We start from the raw sequence: 18,212 nt of genomic DNA, 5'->3' as shown, positions 1-18,212 counted from the left end.
CAGTGCCGTTCTCGACCGGACAACACCGTCACCGTTTTCCGGTTAGGCTCGGGCATCCCCCTGCCCCGGAATGTCCCATGCGCGTGATCGCCACCGCCCTGCTTGCCTGCCTTCCGCTGTCCGCTCTCGCTGCGCCAACCTACGGGCCGCGGCTGGAGGGCTTCGACTACGGCTATCCAGTGAAGACCTTTGCACTGGAATCGCAGCGCCAGGCCTTGGAGATGGCCTATCTGGATGTTGCGCCGAAGAAGAAGCCGATCGGCGTGGTGGTGCTGCTGCATGGCAAGAACTTCTGCGCGGCAACCTGGAAGGAGACGATCAAGCCGCTGGTGGCGGCAGGCTACCGGGTGATCGCACCGGACCAGGTGGGTTTCTGCAAATCCAGCAAGCCCGAGCGCTACCAGTATTCGTTCGGGCAGCTGGCCGACAATACCCATGCGCTGCTGCAGCAGCTGCAGCTGGGTGATGTGCCGGTGCATGTGGTCGGCCATTCGATGGGCGGCATGCTGGCCATCCGTTATGCGCTCATGTATCCGCAGGACATGCGCAGTCTTTCGCTGGTCAATCCGATCGGGCTGGAAGACTGGAAGGCGCTGGGCGTGCCCTGGCGCAGCGTGGACGCGTGGTATGCCGGCGAAATGAACATCAGCTATGACAGCATCCGCCGCTACCAGCTGGATGTGTACTACGACGGCAAGTGGAAGCCGGCGTATGAACCGTGGGCGCGCATGCAGTCGGGCATGTACGAAGGCGCGGGCAAGCAGCAGGTGGCCTGGAGCCAGGCACTGACCTCGGACATGGTGTTCAACCAACCCGTCGTCTACGAACTGAAGAACCTGCAGGTGCCGACCACCTTGTTCATCGGCCAGAAGGACCGCACGGCGATCGGCCGTGACCAAGCATCGCCCGAACTGAAGGCGACGCTGGGCAACTACCCGGCACTGGGCAAAGCGGCAGCGGCGGCGATACCCGGCTCGACCCTGGTCGAGTTCGCGGCACTGGGCCATTCGCCGCAGGTGCAGGACCCGAAGCAGTTCAATGCCGCATTGTTGAAGGCACTCAAAGCGCGTTGAAGTTCCATAACCGCCGGGCATGGCCCGGCGCTACGAGGATCGGCGTGGGTAGCGCCGGGCCACGCCCGGCGAGCGCAGCAGCGGCTGGGCTCACCCCACGATCCGCAGCACGTCATCCAGCAGCGCCGCTGCGGTCACTTCCGCACCCGCGCCCGGCCCCTGGATCAACAGCGGCTGCGCGCGGTAGCGGTCGCTGTGGATGGCCACGCGGTTGTCGGTGCCCGCGCCCTGCGCCAGCGGATGGTCGGCAGCCAGCTCACGCAGGCCCACCTGCGCACCCTCGCCATCGACGCGCCCGACAAAACGCAGCACCCGGCCGTTGTCACGCGCCCGCTGCCAACGTGCCTGCAGCGGTGCATCCAGCTGCTCCAGCGCATTCACTGCATCTTCCAGCGGCAGCGCAGCCAGCGCATCCGGCACCAGTGAGTCGACCTGCACCTGCGACGCGTCCAGCGCCAATCCGCTGCTGCGGGCCAGGATCAACAGCTTGCGGCGCACATCCTCGCCGGAAAGATCCAGCCGCGGGTCCGGCTCGGTGTAGCCGGCCGCCAGCGCTTCACGCACCGCCGCCGAGAACGGCGACTGGCCGTCATAACGATTGAACAGCCACGCCAGCGAACCGGAAAGCACGCCCTCGATGGCATGGATGTGGTCGCCACCGGCAACCAGCGCGCGCAGGCTGCTGAGCAACGGCAGGCCGGCGCCGACGGTGGCGCTGTCGCCGTAACGCGCACCACTGTCGGCGCAACGATCGGCGATGGCCTGCGCGCGCGACAGCTGCGCACCGCGGCCAAGCTTGTTGGCGGTCACCACGTGCACACCGCGCGCCAACCACTGAACGTGGCGCGCCGCTACATCTTCGCTGGCGGTGGCATCGACCACCACGTCGCCACGCTCCAGCCCTTCAGCGCTGGCCCACGGCGGCGAACTCTGCCCATCACGCGGCGCACGCCGTGCCAGTTCCAGCGGCAACGCCAGATCGCGGTCGATCGCCAGCGCGGTGCGTGAATTGGCCAGCCACTGCACGCTGGGCAGTTCCAGCCCACGCGCCTGCAACGCCTGGTAGCGCTGCACGAAGGCCGAACCGACGGTGCCGGTTCCGAGCAGCGCCAAGCGGCCGGTCCCCAGCAGCGGAATCTCGACAGGCAAAGCGCTCATGCGTCTGCCACCTGTTTGCCGCGCGCCACCGCATCGATCACCGCCTCGGCGCGCGCCAGAGCGCTGCCCAGATCGGCCAGCAGGTCGCGCTCGCCCTCGATACCGACCGACAGACGCAGCAGACCTTCACTGATGCCCGCAGCCGCGCGTGCTTCGGCAGTCATTGCGGCGTGGGTCATGGTCGCCGGGTGTGCGATCAGGCTTTCCACGCCTCCCAGCGACTCGGCCAGCGTGAAGTAACGCAGGCCATCGACAAACGCACGTACAGCAGCATGCGGATCATCGCCGGCACAGCTGGCCAGTTCGAAGGACAGCATCGCGCCGAAACCACTCTGCTGACGCGCGGCAACGGCGTGGCCCGGATGATCGGCCAGGCCCGGGTAGTAGACCTTGGCCACCGCAGGATGCGCATCAAGCAGCGCCACGATCGCGGCGGTGTTTTCCTGGTGCGCGCGCAGGCGTGCATCCAGCGTACGCAGGCCGCGCAGGGTCAGGAACGCATCGAACGGCGAGCCGGTAAGGCCCAGGGCATTGCCCCACCACACCAGCTGTTCATGCACGGCGGGATCGCGGGCAATCACCGCACCACCGACCACGTCGCTGTGACCGTTGATGTACTTGGTGGTGGAGTGCAGCACCAGGTCCGCGCCGAACGACAGCGGTTGCTGCAATGCCGGCGACAGGAACGTGTTGTCGACCACCACCAGCGCACCGGCTTTGTGCGCCGCGTCGATCACGAAGCGCAGGTCGGTGATGCGCAGCAGCGGGTTGGACGGGGTTTCCACCAGCACCAGCTTCGGCTGCGTGGCCAGGGCCTGGGCCAGCGCGCGCGGGTCGGTCAGGTCAGCAGTGACCAGTTCGAAATGGCCTTTCTTCGCCAGCGCGTTGAACAGGCGCCAGCTGCCGCCGTACGCATCGTGTGGCACCACCAGGGTGTCGCCGGGCTGCAGCAGTGCGTTCAGCACCAGGTTGATCGCGCCCATGCCGGTGGCGGTCACCACGCCGCCGGCGCCGCCTTCCAGTTCGGCCAGCGCCTCACCCAGCAGGTCGCGCGTGGGATTGCCACTGCGGGTGTAGTCGTACTGGCGCTTGTTGCCGAAGCCTTCAAAGCTGAAGTTCGACGACAGCACGATCGGCGGCGTGACCGCGCCATGGGCGGTGTCGCGATCGATGCCGGCGCGGACGGCGGCGGTGGTGCGACAACAGGACGGTTCAGCGGCGTGCAGGCTCATGCGGACTCTCCAGAAGTGCGGAAGGCGGTGGCGAGGATCGCGTCGATGCGATCGGTTTCTTTCAGGAAGGCGTCGTGACCGTAGGGCGAGCGCAGCACGCGCAGGCTGCCGCGTGGGCCCAGTCCCTCGACCAGGCCGACCAGGTCGGCAAGCGGAACCAGGCGGTCGCCTTCAACGGCAACCACCACGGTCGGCGGCAGGATCGCGCTCGGGTCCACGCGGTGCAGGTCGATCGACTCGGACAGGCGCAGGTAGGCATTGACCGGCGTGCGCGCGACGTACTGCGCACCAGCCGCGTCGAGATAATCTTCGGCCGCGACACGGACGCGGCCATTGACCACCTCCGGTGCTGCGTCGAAGCGTTCGCCGAATTCTTCCGGTGTGCGGTAGCTGAGCATGGCGAACTGGCGGGCCAGCGCCAGGCCGTGGTCTTCGCCACACTGCAGCTGGCCCAGCGCCACGGCACGGCGCTGCAGCGCACGCCACGCGGCGGCATACGGGTGCGGGCGGTGCGCACCGCTGGCCAGCACCAGCTGGCGTACCCGGGCACGGTGGCGGATCGCGAACTGCTGGCCGACCAGCGCGCCGTAGGAATAGCCGACGAATGCCTTCAATGCGCGGATGCCGAGGTGATCCAGCAGCAGCGCCAACGCATCGGCCTGGTCGGCGGTATCGATCGGCACATCCAACGCACCGTCGGCGCCGATGAAATCGAACGCGAGCACACGCAGCTGCTGCGGATCCAGTGCGCGGCCACTGCCGACCAGGCCTTCGGCCCAGCCCTTCTCGCTGAACTGCGCATTGGAGGCTACATGGCGGTGCGCGGAAATGCCGCCGGCCAGCACCACCACCGGTGCGTTGACCGGACCGACCCACTCATAGCGCAGGCGCACCGGGCAGGGGCCGGCATGACGCATCGACAGCACGGCGGCGAACTCGCCGCGCTCGGCGTGCACGCGGTCATCGACCGGCACGCTGACGGGGACAAAGGGTTCGGGGCGAAGCACGGTGCTGGTGGCGAAGCTCATGGCGGGTTCCGGTAGGGAAATCGGCCATCGAGCCTTCGCGGGGCTCGCGTTCGAAGTGCACGTTGGGTGCAGGTTCGAACCATCTTTCGGTGGACGCCACGGTCCCCGCAGGATTTGGCACCTACGCAGGCGCTTTCGCGTCTGCGGGCTGCCCCGGCTTCAAAGGGCCTGTCCCTCTGCCGGTCTCGATGGTGGAGCCACGATGCCAGTCCTTTCCGGGCATGTCAATCCCTTCATGCGGATAAAGAGATGGATGAATGCGAAGCCCCCACCCTTCCCCCGTCCCGACAGCTTGCGTAGAGTCCCGGCGGTCCATGTCGCTGGAGCCTTCGATGCGCCGCCTGCCCCTGTCCTGCCTCCTGCTGCCCCTGTTGGCGAGCGCCCCCGCGAACGCTGCCGACTGGCGCCAGGGCTGGGGACTGGTGCCACAGACGCCGGCCGCGCGCACGGCCGGCGCCACGCCGCACGCGGCGCCGATGGCCCGCCTGCGCCTGCAGTCGCTGGGCGACCAGTGGCAGGCGCGGATCGACAACCCACTGTCCGGCCCGGTGCAGATCGAGCTGCGCGCCGCCCCCGGCACACAGGTGGAGGGCCTGCCGCTGCAGTCACTGGTGCAGGCCACCGGCAGCCTGGTGGTGGGCCATCTTCCCTCTCCTGCCAACGGCAAGGCACTGGATCTTCGTCTGCAGTCGGTGCCGGGCAATCCGGCCGCGCGCGCCGAAGACGTCGCCTATCGCCTGCCGTTCCAGGCTGCCCAGCTGCGCGTGGACCAGGCGCCGCAGGGCCGGTTCAGCCACGATGACGAGGAGAACCGCGACGCCATCGACTTTGCCCTGCCCGAAGCAACGCAGGTCCTGGCCGCCCGCGAGGGTACGGTGATGCAGGTACAGGACGGTTTCCGCGGCAATGGCCTGGACCGTGAACGCGATGCCGGACGCGCCAACTTCGTTCGTATCCTTCACAGCGACGGCAGCATGGCGATGTACGCCCACCTGCAGGCCGGCGGCATGCGCGTGCGTCCCGGCCAGGCCGTGCAGGCCGGGCAGCCGATCGGCCTGTCAGGCAACAGTGGCTACAGCACCGCACCGCACCTGCACTTCGTGGTGCAGCTCAACCGGGGCATGGGGCTGCGTTCGGTGCCGGTGCGCATCCTCGCCCCGCAGGGCGAATTGCACTTCGCCCGTGAGGGCAGCGGGGACGCCAGCGCCGGGCGCTGACCCGCCGACGCCGGCAGGCCGGTATAATCGGGCGCTTATCTCTTTGAAAAGCGCCCCGTGCGGGCGCCACTGCCATGTCCGAAGTCGCCACCGAAGCGTCGCGTCGCCGCACGTTCGCCATCATTTCCCACCCTGACGCCGGCAAGACCACGCTGACCGAAAAGCTGCTGCTGTTCGGAGGCGCGATCCAGATGGCCGGCTCGGTGAAGGGCCGCAAGGCTGCCCGCCACGCCACCTCGGACTGGATGGCGCTGGAAAAGGAGCGCGGCATCTCCGTCACCTCCTCGGTGATGCAGTTCCCGTACGAAGGCAAGATCATCAACCTGCTCGACACCCCGGGCCACGCCGACTTCGGCGAGGACACCTACCGCGTGCTGACCGCGGTGGACTCGGCGCTGATGGTGATCGACGTGGCCAAGGGCGTGGAAGAGCGCACCATCAAGCTGATGGAAGTGTGCCGCCTGCGCGACACCCCGATCATGACCTTCATCAACAAGCTCGATCGCGAGGGCAAGGAGCCGATCGACCTGCTGGACGAGGTTGAAAGCGTGCTCGGCATCCAGTGCGCACCGGTCACCTGGCCGATCGGCATGGGCCAGCGCCTGAAGGGCGTGGTCCACCTGATCACCGGCGAAGTGCATCTGTACGAGCAGGGCCGCAACTTCACCCGTCAGGATTCGACCATCTTCCCCTCGATCGATTCGCCCGGGCTGGCCGAGAAGATCGGCGAGCGGATGCTGGCCGACCTGCGCGACGAACTGGAACTGGTGCAGGGTGCCAGCCACCCGTTCGACCTGCAGGCCTACCGGGCCGGCAAGCAGACCCCGGTGTTCTTCGGTTCGGGCGTGAACAACTTCGGCGTGCAGCCGCTGCTGGACTTCTTCGTCGAACACGCACCGTCGCCGCAGGCGCGCTCCACCACCGGTCGCGACGTCGCCCCGCAGGAGCCGAAGCTGACCGGCTTCGTGTTCAAGATCCAGGCCAACATGGATCCGCAGCACCGTGACCGCGTGGCGTTCATGCGCGTCTGCTCGGGCCGGTTCACTGCCGGCATGAAGACCCTGCACGTGCGCACCGGCAAGGACATGAAGCTGGCCAATGCGCTGACCTTCATGGCCAGCGACCGTGAAATCGCCGCCGAGGCGTGGCCGGGCGATGTCATCGGCATCCACAACCACGGCACGATTTCCATCGGCGACACCTTCACCGAAGGCGAGGCGATCACCTTCACCGGCATCCCCAACTTCGCCCCGGAACTGTTCCGTCGCGCCCGCCTGCGCGATCCGCTCAAGCTCAAGCAGCTGCAGAAGGGCCTGGCACAGCTGTCCGAGGAAGGCGCGACCCAGTTCTTCCGTCCGCTGACCAGCAATGACCTGATCCTAGGCGCGGTGGGTGTGCTGCAGTTCGATGTGGCCGCCTACCGGCTGAAGGACGAATACGGCGTGGAAGCCACCTTCGAGCAGGTCAGCGTGACCACGGCGCGCTGGGTCCACTGCAGCAACGAGAAGAAGCTGGAGGAGTTCCGCGAGAAGAACGCGCTGAACCTGGCCCTCGACGCCGCCGGCCACCTGGTCTACCTGGCGCCGACCCGGGTCAACCTGCAGCTGGCGCAGGAACGTGCGCCGGACGTGCGTTTCTCGGCAACCCGTGAAGCCGCGCATACGGTCACCGGCAACTGATTCCAGCGACCATACGGTGGCGGGGGTGCACGCGCCCGCCATCGCGGCGATGATAGGGGGGTGCAGGTCCCCCTCCCTGCAGACGATGCCCATGCCATGTCCACGACTTCCGTTGATTCGATCCGCGAAGAAATTGCCAGCGCCCTGACCCACGGGCTGGGTGCGGTGCTTGCCCTGGCCGCCAGCGCGGTGTTGATCACCCTGGCCGCGATCTACGGCGATGGCTGGCAGCTGGCCAGTGCGATCGTGTTCGGCATCGCCCTGCTGCTGCTGTACACCGCCTCCACGCTGTACCACGCCATCCAGCACCCGCAGGCCAAGGGCCGCCTGAAGGTGTTCGACCATTGCGCGATCTATGTACTGATCGCCGGTACCTATACCCCGTTCACCCTGATCGGCCTGCGCGGCCCCTGGGGCTGGGGCATGTTCACCGCGATCTGGGCGCTGGCGCTCGGCGGCGTGGTGTTCAAGCTGTTCTACACCGGCCGCTTCAAGCTGCTGTCCACGGTGATCTACATCGCCATGGGCTGGCTGGTGGTGGTGGCGATCAAGCCGATGTGGGCCTCGATCGATGGTGGCACCCTGGCTTGGCTGTTCGGCGGTGGCCTGTCCTATACGCTGGGCACGTACTTCTACCACCGCGAATCCATCCCCTATTCGCATGCGATCTGGCATCTGTTCGTGATCGGTGGCAGCGTCTGCCACTTCGTCGCCGTTACTCGACAGGTGCTGTGACCCCGTATTGAGGGTAACGCCAAGCCCCTGGCCGGCGAGCAGGCACCGGCTCTGCACACGATGCACATGATCGCTTCGCGCCCCGTCCACCCCGACGGGGCAACCATGGCGGTGTGAATGCTGCCTCTGCTCCTGCTGATTCCAAGGCGTCGCGCTGGCGTCTGCGTCGCCCCGGCCCACGCGGGCAGCGCTGGCTGGCCGTGCTGGTGTTCCTGCTCGCGGCGATCCTGGTCCTCATCGCCCTTTGGGATTGGAACTGGTTCAAGGGCCCGGTCGAACGTGCGGTACAGGCGCGCACCGGCCGCGCCCTGCACATCGGCAACCTGGATGTCGAACTCGGCCGCACCAGCACCGTGCGCGCCGATACCCTCACCTTTGCAAATGCGCCATGGGCGAAGCAGCCCACCATGGTCAGCGCGGACCGGGTCGAGATCGACGTACGGGTGTGGCCGCTGCTGCGTGGCAGCGTGCAATTGCCCGAAGTGCGCCTGACCCGCCCGGACGTGCTGTTGGAGACGGCTCCACGCAAAGGTGACCCCGGCAACTGGGACTTTCTCGGCGACAGCAAGGGCGGCACCACGCCGCAGCTCAAGCGCCTGCTCATCGACGACGGTCGCCTGCAGTTCCTCGACGCACTCGGCCGCACCGACATCCTGGTGAACGTTCGCAGCGGGCAACCGAAACAGGCCGACGCCGCACCACCGTTGCTGGTGGCCGGCAAGGGCCGCTGGCAGGGCAATCCCTTTACCCTGAGCGGCGGCACCGAATCGCCGCTGGAACTGACCGACAGCGCACACCCCTTCCGCATCCATCTGGATGGCCGCGCCGGGGCCACCCATGCCGTTGCCAGCGGCACCTTGACCAACCCGTTCCAGCTGCAGGTATTCGACCTGCAGTTCGCGCTGAGCGGTCAAGACCTGGCCGACCTGTATCCATTGCTGGGCATCGCCATTCCGCCTTCCCCGCCCTACGCACTGGATGGCCGCCTGAAGCGCGATCACCAGGTGTGGCGCTACGAGCGCTTCACCGGCAAAGTCGGCGACAGTGACCTGGGCGGCGATGTGCAGTTCGATGTCTCCAGGGAACGCCCACGGATGACCGCGAACCTGGTGTCGCGCCGCCTCGATTTCGACGACCTCGCCGGCTTCGTCGGTGCCCCCCCGAAGACCGGTGGCGGCGAGACCGCCAATGCAGAACAGCGGGCCGAGGCTGCGCGCGTGGCCGCCAGCGCCAAAGTGCTGCCGGCCACGCCGTACAACCTGGGCAAGCTGCGCGCGATGGATGCCGACGTGCGCTGGAAGGCCCAGCGCATCAATGCACCCAAGCTGCCGCTGGACGACATGGATGCACACCTGCTGCTGGACGATGGTGTACTGCGGCTGGACCCGCTGAACTTCGGCGTTGCCGGCGGCGACATCCGCAGCACGATCCGCATGGACGCACGTCGCCCGCAGATTGCAACCTCGTTGAAGGCCAGCGTGCGCGGCGTGCAGCTGGGCCAGTTGTTCCCCGACGCCAAGCTGGCCGAACAGGCCAAGGGGGGTATCAGCGGCGCCATTGACCTGACCGGCAACGGCAACTCGATCGCCGCGATGCTCGGCAGCAGCAGCGGCAACGTGGCGCTGGGCATGGGCCGCGGCCACGTCGGCAACCTGCTGATGGAAGTGGCGGGACTGGACATCACCGAGTCGTTGAAATTCCTGTTCACCGGCGACAAACAGATTCCGCTGCGCTGCGCCTTCGCCGACTTCGGCGTACGCGAGGGCCTGATGCATACCCGGTCGATGGCAGTGGACACCACCGATACGATCATCCTCGGCGAGGGCGATGTCAGCCTGCGCGATGAAACGCTGGACCTGCTGCTGAAGCCACGACCGAAGGACAGGAGCATCCTGGTGCTGCGCTCGCCGCTGCGCATCGGCGGCACCTTCAAGGACCCGTCGTTCCGCCCGGACTTCAAGGCGCTGGGTATCCGGGGTGCGGTGGCGTTGACGCTGGGCAGCATCGCGCCGCCGGCGGCACTGCTGGCCACCATCGAACTGGGGCCGGGCAAGGATGCCGACTGCGGTGGGCACTACGCGAAGTAGAGCGGGCGTTCGGCGCCCTACTGCAAATGGGACGAGGGTGACGGGTGGCCCAGGCAGGACACGCCGTGAACCCCGCTCCGCGGTCCGGCCCAGCCGCTGGCGGCTGTGCGTTCGGGCGCTTGCGAAGCAGTGCTTCGCAAGCAAAGCGCCCTCACCCATGGGGGCTCGATGGCGCCATCCATGGCGCCAACGGTCCTGCCTGGGCACCCCATCACCCTCCCGACAGTTTCCTGCGCGCGCGGAATGAGAGCAGGAATTCAAGATCAAAAGAAGAAAGCAGAATCAGAAGCAGTGCCAACCAAGGTTGGCATCTACCAACGGCAGATAGTCAGGGTGAAGGCCGCCGCGCTCGCAGGAACGTGTCCTGAGGCGGAGGGCATGGCCGTGCAGGACCGTTGGCGCCATGGATGGCGCCATCGAGCCCCCATGGACGGGTTTACGGCGTGTCCTGCACGGCCATGCCCTCCGCCTCCCCGGCATGTCAGGCAGGCGCTGCCTTGGCTTTGGCTTTGGCTTTGGCTTTGGCTTTGGCTTTGGCAGTTGCTTGAAAAAGCGGGCCGGCGGGCCGCAGGCCCGCCAGCGACAGAACTCACCCCGCCACGATGTACTGCTGCAGCTGATCCAGCTCGCGCCGCTGCGCATCGATCACCGACTTCACCAGGTCACCGATGGAAATCACCCCCAGTACCTGCCCGCCCTCGACCACCGGCAGATGGCGGATGCGGTAATCGGTCACCAGCTGCAGGCAGTGTTCCACCTGCTCACCGGGACTCACCGTCACTACTTTCGCGGTCATGATTTCCGACACTGCGGTGTCACGCGACGAACGATCGTGGAGCACGATCTTGCGTGCGTAATCACGCTCGGAGAGGATCCCGACCAGTCGCGGGCCATCCATCACCAGCACCGCGCCGATGCCCTTCTGCGCCATCAACCGGATCGCATCGATCACCGCCGCGCCTGGCGCGACCGCATGCACTTCAGGGGACTTGCCGTCCAACAGTTGCCGTACCGACGTCATCTGCCTGCCCTCCCAGGGTGGGTTGCAGCTCCGAGTCTGCCACGGAAGGGGCCAACCATGCGTCAACCAGGTACAACGGCCGTTGCTTGGACTCCTCGTACAGGCGTCCCAGGTACTCGCCGATAAGCCCCAGCGCGATCAACTGCACGCCCCCGAGGAACAGGATCACCGCCATCATGGTCGGCCACCCGGCCACCCGGTCGCCGTACAACGCTGCCTTCGCAATCACCCAGATGGCAAACACGAAGGCCACGCCTGCGGTGGCCAGCCCCATGTAGGTGGCCGCCCGCAGCGGGACCGTCGAGAAGCCGGTGATCCCTTCCAGTGCGAAGTTCCACAGCCGCCACAGGCTGAACTTGCTGCTGCCGGCCAAACGGGCATGCCGGTGATACGGCACCGCCACGCGGCGGAAACCGACCCAGCTGAAGAGCCCCTTCATGAACCGGTGCCGTTCGCGCATCTCGCGCAATGCGCTCAGCGCGCGCGGCGACAACAAGCGGAAATCGCCGGTATCGGCCGGAATGGGCGTGCGCGAGAGGCGACCAATCACCCGGTAGAACACCGATGCGGCAGCACGCTTGCTCCAGCTCTCACCGTCACGTACCAGGCGCGTGCCGTAGACGTTGTCGTAGCCCTGCCGCCAACGTTCGACAAAGTGCGGCACCAGTTCCGGCGGGTCCTGGCCATCAGCGTCGAGGATCATCGCCGCGCCTTCGCGCACATGGTCCAGGCCGGCGGTCAGCGCCGCCTCCTTGCCGAAGTTGCGCGACAGCTTCAGCGCCGATACCCGCGGGTCGGCCTGGGCCAGCGAGGCGATCAACGACCAGGTCGTGTCACTGCTGCCGTCATCCACGTACAGGATGTGACCATCGATTCCGGCCAGGCCGTCCAGTACCGCGCACAATCGCGGATGCAGCTGGGGCAGCACCAGCTCTTCGTTGTGTGCGGCGATGACGAAGGTAAGACGCTCACGAGTCATCGCCGGATTGTACGTCGTTGACGGGGATGCAGCCCGTCAGTCCAGCGTTCGAAATACCCGCTTCCCGCATCGGAAGGCACCACGGACATCTGGGGTCGTGGCCCCTCAGTCCTCCGCCAGGTACCCCGCTCCACCCAGCTGCCGTGCCTGCCGCTGGATCCACGCCGCACGACGCTGCACGTAGGGGCCTGGCTTGGCCGCGTTGTAGCGGCGCGGCGCCGGCAGCACTGCCGCCAGACGCGCGCTCTCGGCAGGGCTCAGCCGCGCGGCGTCCTTGCCCCAGAATGTCTGCGCCGCTGCCTGGGCGCCATACACACCGTCGCCGAACTCGGCGATGTTGGCGTACATCTCCAGGATCCGCTGCTTCGGCCAGAAGGCTTCGATCAGCACCGTGTACCAGACCTCCAGGCCCTTGCGGATCCAGCTGCGGCCCTGCCACAGGAACAGGTTCTTGGCCACCTGCTGGCTGATCGTGCTGGCCCCGCGCAGGCGCCCGCCCCGCGCGTTGTGGTCGCGCGCCTTTTCAATGGCCTGCAGGTCGAACCCGCTATGGTCGGGGAAGCGCTGGTCTTCTGCGGCCACCAGCGAAATCGGCAGGCTCGGCGCCATCTGGTCAAGGTCCCGCCACTGGTAGTGCAGCCGGTAGGACCAGTCGCCTTCACCCAGTGCCTCACCGAAACGCCAGACCATCACCGTGGACAGTGGCGGATCGATGAAACGCAGCACCAGCACCTGCAGGCAGCTGAAGGCCACGAACAGCACCGGCAGCCACAGCAGCCGCTTCCAGCGCCAGCGCCTGCGCGGTGCCGCGTCGGCGGCGGCCACTACCTTGTCCTGCTCTCCCCCTGCCCCCATTACTGGTGCATCCTTCTTATGCCTGGTTGTCGGCGCATTATCCGGCAACCATCCCCGTTTCCGCGCGATGTGAGCCGATGACCGCCCAATCCGATTCCCTTATCCGTTTCCTGCTCCCCGACGCCGGTGTCCGTGGCGTCCACGTGCGCCTGCAGGCCACCTGGCAGGACATCCAGTCCCACGGCGAGTATCCGGACAGCGCCACCGAACTGCTCGGCGAAGCCTGCGTGGCATCGGCCCTGTTCACCGGCCACACCAAGGTGGACGGCCGCCTGTCGATCCAGCTGCGCAGCAATACCGCCCTGCGTACCCTGTTCGCCGAATGCACCGCCGCCGGCACCCTGCGTGGCATCGTCCAGATTGCCGAGGGCGGTGACGCCCCCCGCGACCTGACCGACCTTGGCCAGGACGCCCTGCTGGCCATCACCATCGAGAATCCCGGCCTGGACCCGCGCGAACCGCAGCGCTACCAGAGCCTGGTCGCACTGACCGCGCCGGAACTGGATGAAGCATTCGAAGACTACTTCCGCCAGTCCGAGCAGCTGCCGACGCGACTGCTGCTGGCCGCCGGCCGCGACGGTGCTGCCGGCCTGCTGCTGCAGAAGCTGCCGGGCGACGAAGGCGACGACGATGGCTGGTCCCGCGCCAGCGCGCTGTTCGACACCCTGGGCAAGGCGGAGCTGCTGGCCACCCCGGCCGAGGAACTGCTGCACCGGTTGTTCCACGAGGAGAAGGCGGAGCTGGTGGGTGACAAGGCCCTGTCCTTCGCCTGCTCCTGCTCGCGTGAACGGGTCGCCTCGATGCTGTTCTCGCTGGGCGAGGAAGAGGCCCGTGCGGCTGCCGAAGACACCGGCGCCGTAGACGTACGTTGCGAATTCTGCGGACAGGAGTATCACTTTCCGTTGACGGAGTTCGGCATACTGTTCCACGGTGCCCAGGGGGCTGTACCGGCACCTGAACGACTTCAGTAATACCCAATGAGTCTTGTATCTGGGGAGGAACAAGGCTTGTTAAGAATTCATAAACACCCTAGGATCGAGTTCCCGCCCCAGCGGGAACTTTCACTGCCCGTCCCTGTCTGAACTGGTCCGATGCGTACCTTCCTGCGTCTACCGCTGGCCCTGCTGATCGCCCTTGGCGCGATCACGGGCGTGCACGCGCAGAGCAAGGACACCCGCACCGTCATTCCGGTCTGGAACAAGGGCAGTGGCAAGGTCGAGGCCCTGCTGTACCTGGAACCGACCGGCGAGCAGGCCGTGGGCGCACGCTGGCATTTCGGCCGCAATTCGCTCGATGCTGCGTTCGGCCTGTCTTCGGGCGACTCGCTCGGCCTGCTGTGCAACAGCAGCAGCGGCTCCAGCATCAGCGGACTGGCCAGCCATTGCATGCTGGCCAGCCTGGGCGACGACGATGATGCCATCGGCTCCAACCGGCGCCTGACGGGTACCGCCGCGCTCAACCGTGGCACCGGCCGCCTGGGAATCACTGCCGGCACCGGCCGCGAGGCCCTGCCCGCCTGGCTGGCCACGCCCAGCAAGACCCCGTCGCTGCGCGCCGAACAGAATGACCTGACCGTGTTCGCGCAGAAGAACATCGGTCGCGAAGGCTTTGTCTCCATCGCCGGCACCTATGCCAAGGCACGCCTGGTACCCCTGGCCGACGCCTCACCGGCCATCGTTGACCGATGGGACAGCAAGAGCCTGAGCCTGGGCGCCGGCTACGGCAATTTCAGCGGCAGCATCATCGGCCGCGTGGTTGACGTTCCCGGCAAGCCCGGCAAGTGGGAAGGCCTGGGCATCGGCCTGACCTGGCGCACCCCGTGGTCCGGCCAGCTCACCGTCGGCGCGGAAAACGTCATCAGCCGCGGCAAGAACCCGTTCTCCCCGCGCAACGAAAGCAACGATGACGGCACCGTGCCGTACGTGCGCTACGAGCAGGATCTGTAGTCGCTCATCGACCGCGAACAAGCTGTGTTGAACATCGGGCGCCCAGGGGCGCCCGAATTGTTTCTGGACACATCTGTCAAGTGCGAAAAGCACCTATCCGTTACAAACGGATACATCACGACATGCATCAACTGAAACTTTTTTGTGCGTTGAGGGCAGGCAGGCGCGGTTGCGTCCCTTCCCACATCCAGATAACTCATTGAAATAAAAGAAATCAAAGCGCATTCATGTGTAACCACAGCGTGAATTAACGCAGCTTTAATTTTTGGCTGGGGGCCGTTACTATCGATTCAGCCTCGCGATTTTGGAGCCTTCTTTTTGGCACCGCCGCGCAGGCACTACCCCAGCCAAGATTTCTTGGAGAGAGAGAGCCAATGAATTTCCAGTCCAACAAGCTGCGTGACGCTGTCGTCGTCGCGCTGATCGCCGGTGCGGCGACGTCCGTAACGGCCCAGGCGCAGGAAGCGACCAACCTGGATCGCATCTCGGTGACCGGTTCGCGCATCAAGAGCACCGACATCGAAACCTCGCAGCCGGTCCTGAGCCTGACCCGCGCCGACATCGAAAAGCAGGGTGTGACCTCGGTCGCCGACATCCTGCAGCGCATCTCGGCCAACGGCGCTGCGCTGAACCGCACCTTCAACAACGGCGGTGACGGTTCGGCCGGCGTCAGCCTGCGCAACCTCGGTGCCGAACGCACCCTGGTGCTGGTCAATGGCCGTCGCTGGACCACCGGCCTGGACGGCAGCGTCGACCTGAACACCATCCCGACCGCGATGATCGAGCGCATCGACGTCCTGAAGGACGGCGCTTCGACCATCTATGGTTCGGACGCCATCGCCGGCGTGGTGAACATCATCACCAAGCAGAACTTCGACGGCGCCGAAGCGAACGTCTACAAGGGCCAGTACAGCCAGGGCGACGGCGAGCGTGAAGCCTATGACTTCAGCATCGGCACCACCACCGATCGCGCATCGCTGGTGCTGGGCGCGTCCTACGTGAAGGAAGGCAGCGTCATGGCCGGCGATCGCAAGATCTCCGCCGGTGGCCCGCCGTTCTTCAGTGGCCAGAGCGGCACCGGTATCCCGGGCTCTTACATCCGCAATGACGAACGCTACGTCATCATCAACGGCGTGGAAACGCTGTTTGACGGCAACGTGCATGGCTACAACACTGCGCCGGACAACTACCTGCTGACCCCGCAGGAACGCACTTCGCTGTTCGCAACCGGTTCGTATAACGTCACCGACAACATCACCTTCCGTACCGAGGCGATGTATAACGAGCGCAAATCCGAGCAGCTGCTTGCCGCCATGCCGGTGACCAGCATGGACCTGAGCGCGGACAGCATCTACAACCCGTATGGTGAAGAGCTGAGCGGTGTCAATCGCCGTTTCAATGAAACCGGCGGTCGTTCGTTCAACCAGAACGTCAAGAACTGGCATTTCTACGGCGGCTTCGAAGGGTTCTTCGAATTCGCCGATCGCAACTTCGACTGGGATGTCGGCTACCGCTACGACAAGACCGACCAGAACGACCTGACCTACGGTCTGTTCAACGTCCAGCGTCTGGGCGAAGCCTATGGCCCTTCTGCCATTCGCGATGGCCGCGCCGTATGTTTGACCTCTGCAGGCGGTGACATCATCCCGGGTTGCGTGCCGATGAACCCGCTGGGTGGTCTGGGCTCGATCTCGCAGGAAGCCCTGGACTACGCCTCGTTCACGGCGCATGACTCGGCCAGCCTGGTTTCGCGTGGTTACTACGCCAACCTTTCCGGTGAGATCGTACAGCTGCCGGCCGGTGCACTGGCCTTCGCCGCAGGTTACGAGTATCGCAAGGAAACCGGCCAGTTCGACCCTGATGCGTTCATCGCCGCAGGCCTGAGCACCGGCAATGGCGCAGCTCCGACCAAGGGTTCCTACGATCTGGACGAATTCTTCGTCGAATTGTCGATCCCGGTGCTGGCTGACCTGCCGGGTGCCAAGCTGCTCGACTTCAGCGTGGCTTCGCGCTACTCGAAGTACAGCAACTTCGGCAACACCACCAACAACAAGTTTGGTTTCCGCTGGAAGCCGATCGACGACCTGATGGTGCGTGGTAACTACTCCGAAGGCTTCCGCGCGCCGAGCATCAACAACCTGTACCGCGGCGACACCGATTCGTTCGAAACCTATGCCGATCCATGCTCGGCCTCCAGTGGTCGTCGCACCGGTGCCGTGGCTGCGCAGTGCGCCGCTGAAGGCGTACCGGCGAACTTCCAGCAGCCGGGTGCCGGCAGCGGTGCAAACAAGCAGACGCCGGAAGCGTTCACTTGGAAGTCGAATCCGGATCTGAAGCCGGAAACCTCGACCAGCAAGACCCTGGGCCTGGTGTGGAGCCCGAGCTTCGTCAACGGCCTGAACGTGACCCTGGACTGGTGGCAGATCGAGATTGAAGATGCGATCACCCGCCCGGCCATCCAGGACATCATGGATCGCTGCTACGGTGGTTCGCCGCAGGAACAGGCAGCCTACTGCGGCCTGATCACCCGCGACCCGACCTACGGCACCGCGACCCAGCGCTACACCATCACCAACGTCGACATGCCGCTGCAGAACCTGTCCTCGTACAAGGTGGAAGGCTGGGATCTGGGCATCCTGTACAAGCTGCCGGAAACCTCGTTCGGCCAGTTCACCATCAGCTGGGACAGCACCTATCTCGCCAAGTGGGACACCAAGTCCACCGACGATGCTCCGCTGGATGGCCGCGCAGGTCGTTACCTCGATCAGGATCCGTACTGGCGCATCCGTTCCAATCTGTACGTCGACTGGTCCTACGGCGATTTCGGCGTGAACTACGGTCTGCGCTACAAGTCGGGCATGACCGAAGAGTGCCCGTTCGATCCGGTGCGTGACGCCGACCTGGTGGGCTACTGCTCCGACGGCCAGAACGGCAAGAACCACATGGCCTCGACCACCTACCACGATATCCAGGTGCGCTACAACACCCCGTGGAAGGGCACGATCATGCTGGGTCTGAACAACGCATGGGACAAGCACCCGCCGGTCTCGTACTCGACCTCGTACAACATGTTCGACCCGCAGTACGACCTGCCGGGCCGCTACATGTACATGCAGTACAAGCAGAAGTTCTGATCGCTCCACTGATCGGCTGATGCAGCAACGGCCCCGCAAGGGGCCGTTGTTTTTTGTACGTTCGCTGC

At 65.8% G+C, this 18,212-nt stretch carries 14 protein-coding genes and 1 riboswitch; of the genes, 8 read left to right on the top strand and 6 right to left on the bottom strand.

Annotated features, from left to right (window positions below; genetic code table 11):
- Positions 1–77 precede the first annotated feature (77 nt).
- Positions 78–1,073, top strand: a complete 996-nt coding sequence (locus LC407_RS09805) for an alpha/beta hydrolase (protein WP_025877826.1) — start codon at positions 78–80, stop codon at positions 1,071–1,073.
- A 90-nt stretch (positions 1,074–1,163) separates the two neighbouring features.
- Here LC407_RS09805 and LC407_RS09800 read toward each other — a convergent pair whose 3' ends face one another.
- Genes LC407_RS09800 through LC407_RS09790 form a run of 3 tightly spaced genes read right to left on the bottom strand, consistent with a single transcriptional unit; the run spans position 1,164 to position 4,491 of the window.
- Positions 1,164–2,231, bottom strand: a complete 1,068-nt coding sequence (locus LC407_RS09800; RefSeq protein WP_032976589.1) for a homoserine dehydrogenase — start codon at positions 2,229–2,231, stop codon at positions 1,164–1,166.
- A complete protein-coding gene (locus LC407_RS09795) occupies positions 2,228–3,463 on the bottom strand; it encodes an O-succinylhomoserine (thiol)-lyase (protein WP_025877824.1) in 1,236 nt (411 codons plus the stop codon). Before LC407_RS09795 ends, LC407_RS09800 begins: the two co-directional genes overlap by 4 nt.
- The gene (locus LC407_RS09790) at positions 3,460–4,491 is read right to left on the bottom strand and encodes a homoserine O-succinyltransferase (RefSeq protein ID WP_025877822.1); all 1,032 of its coding nucleotides are present in this window, start codon (positions 4,489–4,491) and stop codon (positions 3,460–3,462) included. Before LC407_RS09790 ends, LC407_RS09795 begins: the two co-directional genes overlap by 4 nt.
- Positions 4,492–4,567: 76 nt before the next feature.
- Positions 4,568–4,686, bottom strand: a riboswitch (SAM riboswitch).
- Positions 4,687–4,823: 137 nt separating this feature from the next.
- Here LC407_RS09790 and LC407_RS09785 point away from each other — a divergent pair.
- From LC407_RS09785 to LC407_RS09770, 4 genes are all read left to right on the top strand, one after another.
- A complete protein-coding gene (locus LC407_RS09785) occupies positions 4,824–5,708 on the top strand; it encodes a M23 family metallopeptidase (protein ID WP_223482749.1) in 885 nt (294 codons plus the stop codon).
- A 74-nt stretch (positions 5,709–5,782) separates the two neighbouring features.
- Positions 5,783–7,387, top strand: coding sequence for a peptide chain release factor 3 (locus LC407_RS09780; protein ID WP_025877820.1), 1,605 nt, complete (start codon positions 5,783–5,785; stop codon positions 7,385–7,387).
- A 96-nt stretch (positions 7,388–7,483) separates the two neighbouring features.
- Positions 7,484–8,122, top strand: coding sequence for a hemolysin III family protein (locus LC407_RS09775; protein WP_025877819.1), 639 nt, complete (start codon positions 7,484–7,486; stop codon positions 8,120–8,122).
- Between the two features lie 113 nt (positions 8,123–8,235).
- Complete coding sequence (locus LC407_RS09770; protein WP_223482748.1) at positions 8,236–10,209, top strand: AsmA family protein; 1,974 nt, start codon at positions 8,236–8,238, stop codon at positions 10,207–10,209.
- Between the two features lie 589 nt (positions 10,210–10,798).
- On the opposite strand, the gene LC407_RS09765 is transcribed toward LC407_RS09770, so the two are convergent.
- The 3 genes from LC407_RS09765 to mtgA all read right to left on the bottom strand — a co-directional run bounded on the left by LC407_RS09765 (position 10,799) and on the right by mtgA (position 13,064).
- Positions 10,799–11,230: a CBS domain-containing protein gene (locus LC407_RS09765; RefSeq protein ID WP_025877817.1), complete on the bottom strand. Its 432-nt coding sequence runs from the start codon at positions 11,228–11,230 to the stop codon at positions 10,799–10,801.
- On the bottom strand, positions 11,190–12,209 hold the full coding sequence (locus LC407_RS09760; protein WP_025877815.1) for a glycosyltransferase family 2 protein: 1,020 nt from the start codon (positions 12,207–12,209) through the stop codon (positions 11,190–11,192). Before LC407_RS09760 ends, LC407_RS09765 begins: the two co-directional genes overlap by 41 nt.
- Before the next feature lie 105 nt (positions 12,210–12,314).
- The gene (mtgA, locus tag LC407_RS09755) at positions 12,315–13,064 is read right to left on the bottom strand and encodes a monofunctional biosynthetic peptidoglycan transglycosylase (RefSeq protein WP_025877813.1); all 750 of its coding nucleotides are present in this window, start codon (positions 13,062–13,064) and stop codon (positions 12,315–12,317) included.
- Positions 13,065–13,141: 77 nt separating this feature from the next.
- Here mtgA and LC407_RS09750 point away from each other — a divergent pair, with 77 nt between their 5' ends.
- From LC407_RS09750 to LC407_RS09740, 3 genes are all read left to right on the top strand, one after another.
- Positions 13,142–14,035: an Hsp33 family molecular chaperone HslO gene (locus tag LC407_RS09750; protein ID WP_140227781.1), complete on the top strand. Its 894-nt coding sequence runs from the start codon at positions 13,142–13,144 to the stop codon at positions 14,033–14,035.
- 120 nt (positions 14,036–14,155) lie between these two features.
- On the top strand, positions 14,156–15,010 hold the full coding sequence (locus tag LC407_RS09745; protein WP_223482747.1) for a hypothetical protein: 855 nt from the start codon (positions 14,156–14,158) through the stop codon (positions 15,008–15,010).
- Between the two features lie 374 nt (positions 15,011–15,384).
- Positions 15,385–18,144, top strand: coding sequence for a TonB-dependent receptor (locus LC407_RS09740; RefSeq protein ID WP_223482746.1), 2,760 nt, complete (start codon positions 15,385–15,387; stop codon positions 18,142–18,144).
- Positions 18,145–18,212: the final 68 nt, after the last annotated feature.

The organism is Stenotrophomonas sp. OVS01A, assembly GCF_019969775.1.
Lineage (GTDB): Bacteria > Pseudomonadota > Gammaproteobacteria > Xanthomonadales > Xanthomonadaceae > Stenotrophomonas > Stenotrophomonas indicatrix.
Note: the sequence above shows the minus strand (reverse complement) of the source record. Positions and strands in the feature narration are given on the sequence as shown.